At 67.5% G+C, this 11138-nt stretch carries 13 protein-coding genes; 8 read left to right on the plus strand and 5 right to left on the minus strand.

Translation table 11 applies throughout. The features are described 5' to 3' along the window. Nucleotides 1-86 precede the first annotated feature (86 nt). Complete coding sequence (locus B4L26_RS14685; RefSeq protein WP_290719902.1) at nucleotides 87-1028, plus strand: NAD(P)-dependent alcohol dehydrogenase; 942 nt, start codon at nucleotides 87-89, stop codon at nucleotides 1026-1028. 90 nt (nucleotides 1029-1118) lie between these two features. Here the strand turns inward: B4L26_RS14685 and B4L26_RS14690 are convergent, their stop codons facing one another. Then, entirely contained in the window at nucleotides 1119-2510 is a 1392-nt protein-coding gene (locus B4L26_RS14690; RefSeq protein ID WP_290719904.1) for an FAD-binding oxidoreductase, read from the minus strand. Between the two features lie 95 nt (nucleotides 2511-2605). On the opposite strand from B4L26_RS14690, the gene B4L26_RS14695 reads away from it, so the two are divergent. Together B4L26_RS14695 and B4L26_RS14700 are read left to right on the plus strand one after the other, a co-directional pair. Beyond that, complete coding sequence (locus B4L26_RS14695) at nucleotides 2606-3232, plus strand: hypothetical protein (protein ID WP_290719906.1); 627 nt, start codon at nucleotides 2606-2608, stop codon at nucleotides 3230-3232. 11 nt (nucleotides 3233-3243) lie between these two features. Further along, entirely contained in the window at nucleotides 3244-3789 is a 546-nt protein-coding gene (locus B4L26_RS14700) for a DUF4334 domain-containing protein (protein ID WP_290719908.1), read from the plus strand. Between the two features lie 28 nt (nucleotides 3790-3817). Here B4L26_RS14700 and B4L26_RS14705 read toward each other — a convergent pair whose 3' ends face one another. Continuing rightward, nucleotides 3818-4735: a TQXA domain-containing protein gene (locus B4L26_RS14705; protein ID WP_290719910.1), complete on the minus strand. Its 918-nt coding sequence runs from the start codon at nucleotides 4733-4735 to the stop codon at nucleotides 3818-3820. A gap of 450 nt (nucleotides 4736-5185) precedes the next feature. On the opposite strand from B4L26_RS14705, the gene B4L26_RS14710 reads away from it, so the two are divergent. Continuing rightward, complete coding sequence (locus tag B4L26_RS14710; RefSeq protein ID WP_290719912.1) at nucleotides 5186-6115, plus strand: family 2A encapsulin nanocompartment shell protein; 930 nt, start codon at nucleotides 5186-5188, stop codon at nucleotides 6113-6115. Further along, nucleotides 6102-7730 carry a family 2A encapsulin nanocompartment cargo protein cysteine desulfurase gene (locus B4L26_RS14715; RefSeq protein WP_290719913.1) on the plus strand — a complete coding sequence of 543 codons (1629 nt, stop codon included), beginning with the start codon at nucleotides 6102-6104 and terminating at the stop codon, nucleotides 7728-7730. Before B4L26_RS14710 ends, B4L26_RS14715 begins: the two co-directional genes overlap by 14 nt. 13 nt (nucleotides 7731-7743) lie before the next feature. Here the strand turns inward: B4L26_RS14715 and B4L26_RS14720 are convergent, their stop codons facing one another. Both B4L26_RS14720 and B4L26_RS14725 read right to left on the minus strand, forming a co-directional pair. Further along, nucleotides 7744-8670, minus strand: a complete 927-nt coding sequence (locus B4L26_RS14720) for a TIGR03564 family F420-dependent LLM class oxidoreductase (protein ID WP_290719915.1) — start codon at nucleotides 8668-8670, stop codon at nucleotides 7744-7746. Between the two features lie 100 nt (nucleotides 8671-8770). Next, the gene (locus tag B4L26_RS14725) at nucleotides 8771-9280 is read right to left on the minus strand and encodes a VOC family protein (protein ID WP_290719918.1); all 510 of its coding nucleotides are present in this window, start codon (nucleotides 9278-9280) and stop codon (nucleotides 8771-8773) included. Nucleotides 9281-9360: 80 nt separating this feature from the next. Between B4L26_RS14725 and B4L26_RS14730 the strand changes: the two genes are divergently transcribed. Genes B4L26_RS14730 through B4L26_RS14740 form a run of 3 tightly spaced genes read left to right on the plus strand, consistent with a single transcriptional unit; the run spans nucleotide 9361 to nucleotide 10832 of the window. After that, on the plus strand, nucleotides 9361-10164 hold the full coding sequence (locus B4L26_RS14730) for an AraC family transcriptional regulator (RefSeq protein WP_290719920.1): 804 nt from the start codon (nucleotides 9361-9363) through the stop codon (nucleotides 10162-10164). A 41-nt stretch (nucleotides 10165-10205) separates the two neighbouring features. Further along, nucleotides 10206-10445: a type II toxin-antitoxin system Phd/YefM family antitoxin gene (locus tag B4L26_RS14735; protein ID WP_290719922.1), complete on the plus strand. Its 240-nt coding sequence runs from the start codon at nucleotides 10206-10208 to the stop codon at nucleotides 10443-10445. A 3-nt stretch (nucleotides 10446-10448) separates the two neighbouring features. Then, nucleotides 10449-10832 carry a type II toxin-antitoxin system VapC family toxin gene (locus B4L26_RS14740; protein WP_290719925.1) on the plus strand — a complete coding sequence of 128 codons (384 nt, stop codon included), beginning with the start codon at nucleotides 10449-10451 and terminating at the stop codon, nucleotides 10830-10832. Nucleotides 10833-10952: 120 nt separating this feature from the next. Here the strand turns inward: B4L26_RS14740 and B4L26_RS14745 are convergent, their stop codons facing one another. Beyond that, complete coding sequence (locus B4L26_RS14745) at nucleotides 10953-11138, minus strand: type Z 30S ribosomal protein S14 (protein WP_020791084.1); 186 nt, start codon at nucleotides 11136-11138, stop codon at nucleotides 10953-10955.

Raw genomic sequence — 11138 nt, forward strand, 5'->3', positions numbered from 1 at the left:
GTCGTACTCCTTACGCCCGACGTTTGCAGACTTACGACCGTAAGGCTAGCATTCCCAGCAAGACTTACAGGCGTAAGGAGAATGGCATGAGAGCAGCAGTCGTCCCGGTCTACGGCCCGCCCGAGGTCGTCGAGATCCGTGATATCGATCGACCCGAACCCGGGCCCAAGCAGGTACTCGTCCGCGTTGTCGCCGCTGCGGTCACCTCTGGGGACGCCCGCATCCGCGGCGCACGCTTCCCCGACGGTTTCGGCGCACTCTCGCGGCTGGCCTTCGGCTGGCGGCGGCCCCGACGACCCGTGTTGGGCGGAGTGGTCTCTGGCACGGTGGCGGCGCTCGGTGCCAAGGTCGACGGGTTCGCCGTCGGCGACGAGGTGGCCGGGATGACCGGCACTGCGATGGGCACCCACGCGCAGTATGTCGCCATCCCCGCGAAGAAGTTGACCCACAAGCCCCCGACGGTCAGCCACTCCGACGCGGCGGGCGTGTTGTTCGGCGGCTCAGCGGCACTGCACTTCTTGCGCAGCGTGGACACCGGCGCGAACACGACAGTCCTCGTCAACGGCGCCTCCGGCGCCATCGGCACCAACGCGGTGCAGATCGCCAAGCACCTGGACGCTACGGTCACCGCGGTGACCAGCGGGTCCAATGCCGCGCTCGTCACCGACCTGGGCGCCGACGACGTCATCGACTACACCAGTGTGGACCTCGCAGCCACGAAGCGGCGCTTCGACGTCGTCCTCGACACCGTCGGCAATCTCGATCCCGCTTCCGCAGCACGACTGCTGACCGACAGCGGCACCGCGGTGCTCGCTGCCGCGACCCTCGCCGAAAACGTCATCCCGCGCCGGCGCGTGAAAGCAGGTGTGGCACCCGAGCGCGCCGAGGATTTCGCCCACCTAATGAGCCTCGTCGCCGACGGGACGCTTCGCGTCGTGCGCGACGACATCGGCCTCGACGACATCGTCGACGCCCATCGGCGCATCGATTCCGGGCGCAAGGTCGGCAACATCGTCGTGCATCCCTAGCGATCTCTACACCCCGCATGGTTTCGACAAAGCCGCGTCGGTCGATGCTGGTTCGACGAAACGGCGATGGATTCGCACAGTGTCGACGCCTCAGTCGAACCGAAGCACGTGGGGGTTGAGGATCCCGGCGGGGTCGAAGGCATGCCGGATCGCCGCCATCATTGCCAGGTCGACCGGCGATCGACCCAAGCCGATCCACGGGTTCTTCGCCCGTCCGATGCCGTGCTCGGCGCTGATGCTGCCCTGATACTGCGCGACGAGGCGGAAGACGGCGTCGGTCACCTCCTCGCGCTGCTCGGGCGGCACGTCGAGCAGGTTCACGTGGATGTTGCCGTCGGCGAAATGTCCGAAGTTCAGTGGCCGGATGCCTGGGTGGTCGGCGCGCAACAGTTCGGGGAGTTCAGCCAGGAAGCCGCCGATCTCACGCACCGGCACGGAGATGTCCAGCTTGAGCACGGGGGTCACCGACGATGACGCGGCCGACTCGGTGTGGCTTTCGCGGTAGTGCCACAGACGCTCGGCGTGGCCCTTCTCCACCGTCCCGTCGACGACTCCGGCGCAGCGCGCCAGCACCTCGACCAGCGACCCCTCCGGATCGTCGGGTCCGGATACCTCGAGTAGCACCGTGTAAGCAGCACGGTCATCGAACGGGTACCGCAGATCCTTCTCGGCGCAGACCAGATCCAGTCCGTCGTCGGTCATCAGTTCCGCCGCCTCCAGCGTCAGACCGGCTTCGAGGATGGCGTCGCGCAGCGAGAGCGCCGCACCCGCGTCGTCAACTCCGACCAACACCGTCGCCGTGGCCTGCGCCGGAAACACCAGTCGCAACAACACTCGGGTGATCACCGCGAGCGTCCCCTCCGAGCCGGTGAGCAGACCGGGCAGGTCGTAGCCGATGTTGTCCTTGGGCAGTGCCGCCCACCGGGTCAGCACCCGGCCGTCGGCGAGCACGGCCTCGAGCCCCAGCACCTGGGCGCGGGTATTGCCGTGCTTGACGAAGGCGATGCCGCCAGCGTTGGTGGCCACTATGCCGCCCAGCGTCGCCGATTCCCGCGACGCCAGATCGACGCCCAACGCGAGTCCATGACCGGCTGCGGCGCGCTGGGCGTCAGCCACCCGTACGCCCGCTCCGGCCGCCAGCGTGCAGCCGAGTGCGTCCACCTCCTCAATGCGGTTCAGTCGAGCCGTGGACAACACGACCTCGCCGTGCAGTGGCACCGAACCGCCGACCAAACCGGTGTTGCCGCCCTGCGGGACCACTGCCACACCGGCGCGGTGACAGCGTGCGAGCACCCGCGAGACCTCGTCGGTGTTCGCGGGCCGCACCACCGCCGCGGTGTGCCCGTGCCAGTTGCCGGTCCAGTCGGTGACATAGCCGGCGACGACGTCGGGGTCGGTCAGGACGTGGGTGCCACCCACGATCTGTTCCAAGTCCCCGCGCAACTCCGCCACGCTGTCAGCCTTCTCATCTTCTCCGCCCACATCGGCGAGCCTACGGCGGTGCACCGCCGGGCATGCCCTGGAACGAGTCCTCGATACAAGGCCGCCTCGTCGTCGAAAATCGGTAGCGTGGCGCTATGGCACTCACATGGAACGGCCGCCCGCCTCTCGTGAAATCCACCGTCGTCGTACTCACCGTCGGTGTGCTGTGCCTGACCGGGTGTGATCGCTCGACCAGCAGTACTGACGACGCGTCGGCGACGGTGACCGTCACGACCACCGTCGGACAATCCGCCGCGCCCACCTCGCCCGTAGAAGCAGACATGGCAGAGCCCAGCTCCTCCAAACTCGCGTCAGGCGCGGTGAACCCGGCCGACTACGCCGTGGGCGGCAACTACTACTTCACCTCCCCGTCGGGGAAGTGGCAGTGCGCGATTCTCGCCGCCCAGCCCGATTCGGAAACCGGCTGCCACGGCCACTTCCCCGACTTCGTGCCACGTGTCCCGGGCTCCGGCGCCCCCGAGGTCATGGTCGCACCCAACGCCGTGGTGATGTCGACGCGCAATCAGAAGGCCATGCTCATCTCCATGGGTGACGCCCGGTTCTATCCCGAATCGCGCAACTCCCGACCCCTCCCCTACGGTCGGACGCTGACCGTCGGGCCGATCACCTGCACGATTGCCGAGGCGACCGGCGTCAGCTGCGACGATACGAAGACCGACCACGGCTTCACGGTGTCCGAGACCGCCGTGACACTGCGCTGAGAGGATCCACCATGACCACTGCGCAAGACCTTCGGTCGGGCCTGAGCACCATCGCCGCCCAGGAGTTGTTCGACGCCCTCGCACCTGTGACCGTCGACGAGATGATCGGGCGCTGGCGCGGCTCGGAAATACCCACTGGCCACCCGATGGACGGCCTACTGGGTCTGACCGGGTGGTATGGCAAGGAGTTCATCGACGCCGAGACCGTCCACCCGCTGCTGTTCGGCGAACCCGGCGACCTGTATGCGGTGAACCCCAAGCTCGTGCCGATGAACACACTGACCGGCGTCGCGTCGCGCGTTCCCCGCGTCATGCCACCGGGAGGACGCGCCGCCTTCCGCGGGTTGCGGACCCGCAAGCCGCGCGCCCGCCTGCGCGTCATCTCCTACCGCGGCGCCAGCGGCGCGGCGATGGTCTACGACGACATCCCCGTCATCGACCACTTCCGCCGCGTCGACGACACGACGCTCCTCGGCGTGATGGACCAGCGCGGGGCTGACCAGCCCTACTTCTTCCTCCTGGAGAAGGACGGGCCCACGCCCATCAGCCCTGGGTGATCAGCCGAGCGTGATCAACGCGGGGGAATCAACGCAGGGTGATCAGCGGCGTAAGCCCGATTGCGGCATCGTCGTCGGCCAACAGCACCCACGGCTGTACCGGCAGAGGCTGATCAGCCGCGGGCGTGGCCCGAGTACCGGCCAACAGATACTCGTACAGCGCGACGATCGGTGCCTCGTTGGCAAAGCGCGGTGCCCCGGACACGCAGAACCGCAGGTCGCCGACCGTCACTCGGCCCGCGCCGGACACCTCGATCCGATAGGTGCGGTACCCGACCGGGCCCGATCCGCGCGGAGCCTCGCTGATAGTCGCGGCCTCCCCCAGCCGGCGCTGATGTTGTCCGCGGTCGTTAGTGGTGAAGGTTGAACCGCCGACCGTCGCCCATCCGTGACCGGTGGGCTTGAGAAGACGCACGGCGAATCGGTCAGCAGGAAGGTCCGATCCCAGCACGAGTGCGAAGCCTCCAAGGACGACCGGCTCGGCGAACTCCACCTCGACGACGGTCCCACCGTCGGACGTGATCGTCGTGACGCCGATCGGGACGTCGACCGGAGCCGTGTCGAGGGACAAGTTGTTGGTCAGCCGCCAGATCGCCGCCTGCGTAGCAGCTATCGCCTGGTGTTCCCGCAGGTTTCCGCAGTTCAGCGGGTAGCCCGCGGCACGCAGCCGACTACTGAGCTCTGCCAGACCGACGTGGGGATAGGACTGCGCTAGCAGAGCCGAGATCGCCGCCGACCGGAACCGGGCGGCGTAGGCGCCGGTCACCTCGTCCCACGAATGCGGGCGATACACGGTGGGACTGTCGGTGACCATGCCGTTGAAGTCCAGCGAGTAGGCGCCGACGTCGGGGTTGAGCCGGATCAGGTCGGTGCGCGCCTGTGCCCCATCGGCGAATCGGACCCGGCCGACCGTCGGCGAGTACGTGCCGCCGCGGTAGCGAGTCAACCGGGCGAAGGGTGCCGGGCGCGGCACAGAGAGTATCGCCGACGGCGCGATCGCGGCAGTTTCAGACGGCCACGTACTAACAGGCAAGACAGTCTCGGACAGCCAGAGTGGGGCCGCCGATGCGGTTTCGGACATGGAGTTCTTCCCTAGCGATGAGGAGGATTGCGGTGCAAGAAGTCGACGGACGAGCCGTCGTTCATCGACACCGACAGCCGGGCGCGACGACGACGGCGTCGTGCATTCGCCTCGACAGGGAACAAGCCATGACTGTCAAGGTAGGCGATCAGTGCCGCAAGTCGGGCAACGATGGCGGGTTCTGCTCGCAGTGAGTCCAATACCCCGCGGTGGTTGCCCGTCCGCGGGTGCCGCGGATCTACTGTCAATCGACCTGCTCGCGGCGCATACTTGGCCCCCGAGACGGCACACCCTGCCCCGAGACGGAGGATTCCAGTGACCAACCCGCAGAATGAGTCCCAGGCGCTCGGCGATCTCGCCGCACGGCAACTCGCCAACGCCACTAAGACCAACGCCCAGCTGGAGACGATTACCCCTCGCTGGCTCCTTGACCTACTGCAATGGGTCCCCGTCGAGGCCGGTATCTACCGGGTGAACCGCGTGGCCAACCCCGACCGGGTGTCGGTCCACGTCGCGCAGGGCGAGTCCGACCTCGACGGCCAATTGCCCCAGACCTACGTCGATTACGAGACCCACCCGCGCGAGTTCACGCTCCGTCCGATCGCGACGACGCTGGACATCCAGACCCGCGTCTCCGACCTGTACTCCAGCCCGCACAACCAGGTCGCCGAACAACTGCGGCTGACCATTGAGACCATCAAGGAGCACCAGGAGTCCGCACTCATCAACAACCCCGAGTACGGGCTGTTGGCGCAGGCGGTCCCCGAGCAGCGCGTCGCCACTCTCACCGGCCCGCCCACCCCGGACGACCTCGACGGGCTGATCACCAAGGTCTGGAAGTCGCCGGGCTTCTTCCTCACCCACCCGCTCGGCGTCGCCGCGTTCGGCCGCGAGGCCACCCGCCGCGGTGTCCCGCCAGCCACGGTCAGCCTCTTCGGCTCGCAGTTCTTGACGTGGCGCGGCATCCCGATCATCCCGTCGGACAAGGTGCCCGTCGAGAAGGGCAAGACCAAGTTCATCCTGGTCCGCACTGGCGTCGAACGCCAGGGCGTCGTCGGCCTCTTCCAGCCTGAACTCGAGGGCCAGAGCCAGACGCCGGGCCTGGCGGTGCGCTTCTCGGGGATCGACCGTGCCGGCGTCGCGTCGTACCTCGTCACGCTGTACACGTCCCTGGCCGCGCTGACCGACGACGCCCTCGCGGTGCTCGACGACGTCGCGGTGGACAACTTCCATGACTACTCCTGAGCCGCGCCTGCCCAACGAACCGCGCGAGTTCCGCTCCGCCCAAGCCGATGGCGAGTGGCCGGCGAGCACCGCGGAACTGTCGGCGCTCGCCGGCCAGCTCTACGCCTCCGCACAGCGGATCGTCACCGGGACCGGTGCGCCGTTCGTCCCGCACGTCCCCGGACCGGTAGGACTACCAACCGTCGCCCCGGGGGCAGCCGCCCCCAGCGGATCCGCACTCGAGCAACTCACCGCGGTCCCGCAGTTCTACTTCGCCGATGGCGCGGCCGGCGCTTCGCCGTACTACTTCGTCGACGCCGCTCCCGCCGAGGAGAGCGTCGACGAGTCCGGGCCAGAAGTTGCGTCGATCGAGGTCGTCGAACCGGAGCCGCCGTCGGTCGCGACGACCGGCGACCGTCCGCTCGACGTCGAGGAGGTACGCCGCGACTTCCCGATCCTGTCCGAGACGGTCAACGGCCGGCCGCTGGTGTGGTTCGACAACGCGGCGACGACGCAGAAACCGCGGGCGGTGATCGACCGGATCTCGTACTTCTACGAGCACGAGAACTCCAACATCCACCGCGCGGCCCACGAACTGGCCGCCCGCGCGACCGACGCCTACGAAGATGCGCGTGACACCGTCGCCAAGTTCATCGGCGCCCCCCGCAGCGAGGACATCGTCTTCGTACGCGGCACGACCGAGGCCATCAACCTCGTCGCGCAGTCGTGGGGCGCCAAGCACCTGGGTGAGGGTGACGAGATTGTCATCACCCATCTCGAGCACCACGCGAATATCGTCCCGTGGCAGTTGGTCAGCCAGCAGACCGGTGCCGTCATCAAGGTGGCACCGGTCGACGACCGGGGCAACCTGCTGCTCGACGAGCTTGAACGCCTCGTCGGCCCGCGCACCAAGATCGTCGCGGCCACCCAGGTGTCCAACGCGCTGGGCACGGTGACACCGGCCAAGCGGATCGTCGAAATCGGGCACCGCTACGGTGCACGCGTCCTCATCGACGGCGCGCAGTCGATCCCTCACATGCCGATCGACGTCGTCGACCTCGGCGCCGACTTCTTCGTGTTCTCCGGACACAAGATCGTCGGGCCGACGGGGATCGGCGTCCTCTACGGCACCGAGGACGCGCTTGCCGACACCCCGCCGTGGCAGGGCGGGGGCAACATGATCGCCGACGTGACGCTTGAGCGCGCCATCTACCAGGGTCCACCCAACAAGTTCGAGGCCGGCACCGGCAACATCGCCGACGCGGTCGGGCTGGGCACCGCGCTGCGCTACGTCGCCGACCTGGGAATCGAGCGCATCGCCGCGTACGAGCACCTCCTGCTGGAGTACGCGACACCGCGGCTGGCCGCGATCCCCGGCGTCCGGATCATCGGCACCGCCGACGAAAAAGCCAGCGTACTGAGCTTCGTCCTGGCCGGTCATGAACCCCTCGAAGTCGGCAAGGCGCTCAACGCAGAAGGCATCGCCGTGCGCGCCGGGCACCACTGCGCGCAGCCGATTCTGCGCCGCCTCGGGGTGGAGCAGACGGTGCGGCCGTCGTTCGCGTTCTACAACACGACCGACGAGATCGACTTGTTCATCGACGTCGTCGACCGCCTGGCCCGCGGCGGCATCTGACCGATACCGCGGCTCAGACGCTGTCGAGCTTGCGCAGCAATTCCCGGGTGCGGTCACGCACCCCCGCGTCGCGGTCGAAGACGATGCCGACGTACTCGTCGACGCCGGCGTCGGCGAGTTCGCCCAGCCGCGCGGTGACCGTCGCCTCGTCGCCGATGATCGCGGCGTCCACGGGGGTGTCGTAGCCCTCGCGGTCGAGCATGGCGCGATACGACGGCAGCGAGTTATACATGCGGAACTGACGCGCTGCGGACTCCTTCGCCCCGTCGACATCGTCGGTGACGGCGACGGGCAGAAACGCGACGGTCCGCACGTCGCCCGCGGCACGTCCGGCCGACTCCGCGGCGGTACGCAAGCTCGGGACGATGTGGTCGCGGAGGGTTTTCGGCCCGGTCATCCAGGTGACGGTGCCGGCGGTGCGGGCACCGGCCAGCTTCAACATCTGCGGACCCAGTGCGGCGAGGTAGACCGGCGGCGCGGGCACCTCGGTGAGGCTCATCGCACCGCGGGTCGTCGTGAGCTCGCCAGCCGCGTCAGCCGCTTCGCCTGAAAGCAGCGGCAGCAAACCGTCGAGGAACTCGGCCATGCGCCGCACCGGCCGGTTGTACGGGATACCCCACATGCCCTCGGTGACGACTTGGTGGGTCAGCCCGATACCCAGCACCAATCGGCCTCCGGTGACGGCGTTGACGGTCAGCGCCCGCTGGGCGAGGTTCATCGGGTGTTGCGGCTGGATGGGCAGGACACCGGTGGCGAATTCGATCCGCGGCACCTCCCGCCCCGCGACGGCGAGAACCGTCAGCGCATCCGGATCGTTGGGCATCTGCGTGGCCCAGATGCGGCGGAATCCTTCCGCCTCAAAGCGGGCCAGCTCGGCGATGTAGTCGTCGAGGTGCAGCTTCTTACGACCGTCGACGGTGTGCATGAGGGTGATTTCCACATGTCCAATCTATCGCCCGGAACACCAGGGCTTGGGCCGGTTGTGGCCGATAACGCCGAACTGACCAGGACCAGCTTGCGGTCCCCGATGCGGTCCCCGATCAACCCACCACCGTCAAGCGCGTTGCGGGGTACGTCGCGGTCGTCACACCGTCGTCGAGCACCACTCCGGTGAACCCGTCGGTCGGCGCGGTGAAGTGGTAGAACCGCAGCACGGTTCCGTCGGGATCAGGGATGTCCAGGCGGGCACCCTCCGGCCCCTCGACGCACGGGCCGTGGGCGACGCCGAGTCGATCGCAGTGAGCGGCGAGATCGTCCATCGCGGCACGCGATGCCGGGGTGAAGGCCACCACGTCGAAGCCGGTGAGATCGGGTGTGCCGGCGCAGTGCTCGCGCAGCCGCAGAGCGATGTTGAACCGGCCATCGGGGTCGATCAGGCCCGCGCCGCGCACCTGTCCCTCCTCGGAGAACTCGGTCCAATGGCGCAGCCCCAACACGTCGCGGTACCACGCGATGCTGCGGGCCAGATCGGTGACGGGTAGCTTGACCTGAGCAAAGCCGGCGATGAGTGCGGCCGTCGATGGGTGCGTTTCGGTGTGTGTTTGTGTCATGGCAGCGACGCTACGGACGAGGCGCGGCACAATGAATCCGTGAGCGTCCGGCAATCCTGCGCATTCGTCCAAAGACGACGATGGACGCGCTGACCGCCGTCGTCGACGAACTCCACTTCACCCACGTCGGGTACCGCTGGCTGGAGTATGACGGCCCGTTCCGCGTTCCGTTCAACCAGGACGGGCTGCGCGGAGTGCACGCGGTGACCGCGGGTGAGTGCGACCTGGACTTGGGCGACGGCGAGACCACCCGACTCGTCGCCGGTGACGTGGTCATCCTGCCGCGCGGCGACTCGCACTCCCTGGTCGGCACCGGCCCGTGCACCCTGCTATGCGGCGCCTTCGTCGTGCCCGCCACCGGCCACCCGGTCCTCACCGCACTTCCCCGCGTCGTCGTCGCACCCTCGAGCGGACCGCTGTCGGTCGGCCCGTTGATCGACGCGCTCGGAGCCGAAACCACCTCGCCTGCGGACGGCGGCGACGTGCTGTTGGCCCGATTGTCGGATGCCCTCGTCGTGCAGGCGTTCCGGTTTCACATGCAGCAGTCGCCGCAGCGCGGGTGGTTGGCGGCCCTGCGTGACCCGGATATTTCGCGGGTCCTGACCGCGATCCACTCAGATCCAGGCGGCGAATGGGACATTGCATCGTTGACCCGGGTGGCACGCATGTCGCGCTCGGCATTCTCGGCACGCTTCACCGAACTGATGGGGCAGTCGGCGATGCGCTACGTCACCGCGATCCGGATGCAGCGGGCCATCACCCTGCTGCGCGACGAGCGGTCCACCGTCGCCGCAGTGGCAACGCGTCTGGGGTACGCCTCGGAAGCCGCGTTCGCAGCGGCCTTCAAACGGGTGACGGGTGAAACGCCCGGCAGCATACGTTAGTCCAATAGACCAAGTGGACCAAATGGACTAACCTTGGTGGTATGCCGATCACCGTCAACATCCACGAAGCCAAGACCCAGATGTCCAAGCTTGCTCGCGAGGTCGAGAAGGGCGAAACCGTCATCGTCGCACGCGCCGGGATTCCGATCATGGAGTGGAAGGCAGTCGCCCATCGCCCCGTCCGTATCGGAGGGCGACCGGGGTTCGGTGGGCCGAACTGGGAGGATGCCTTCACCGAGGAAACCGAAGCCGAGATCCTTGCGATGTTCGACGAGGTCTGAGCCATGCTCTTGCTCGACAGTCACGTGTTGATCTGGCTGCTTCGCGGGGATGGTCGACTGGGTTCCAAGACGGAGGAACTGCTGGTTAGCCAGCATCCCGTTTACTACTCGGCTGTGAGCGTGTTGGAGTTGACGATCAAGGCACTCATGGGTCGGATCGATCTGCCGAACACGCTCTCGGCGGCGCTCGAAGAGGAGGGCCTGCGTCAGATGCCCCTTACCGGTGAGCACGCTGAGCTACTTGCAGACTTTCCGGAGTTGCTCGGACATGACCCGTTCGACCGCGCACTGGTGGCCCAAGCGAGGGCCGAGAATCTCACGTTCGTCACGGCCGATCGTCGACTGCTCTCCTTGGGACGCACCTTCATCCACGACGCCTCGGCATGAGCGGGACCGCGGTAGGCCGTACCGCCCCGGGAAAGCACCCGGCCAGACCACACGACGACCCCGCCTCACGTGGCGGGGTCGTCGAGTTGTTCGTGTATGCGGTCCGGACGGACCGTCAGCTCACCAGCTGGACTTCTGCACGCCCGGCAGCTCGCCGGCATGCGCCATTTCGCGCAGGCACACGCGGCACAGGCCGAACTTGCGGTACACCGAGTGCGGACGACCGCACTTGTTGCAACGCGTGTAGCCGCGCACGGCGAACTTGGGCTTCTTGTTGGCCTTGTTGACCAGAGCCTTCTTTGCCAT

Origin of the sequence: Gordonia sp. UBA7599, from assembly GCA_002477755.1 — a bacterium.
GTDB lineage: Bacteria > Actinomycetota > Actinomycetes > Mycobacteriales > Mycobacteriaceae > Gordonia.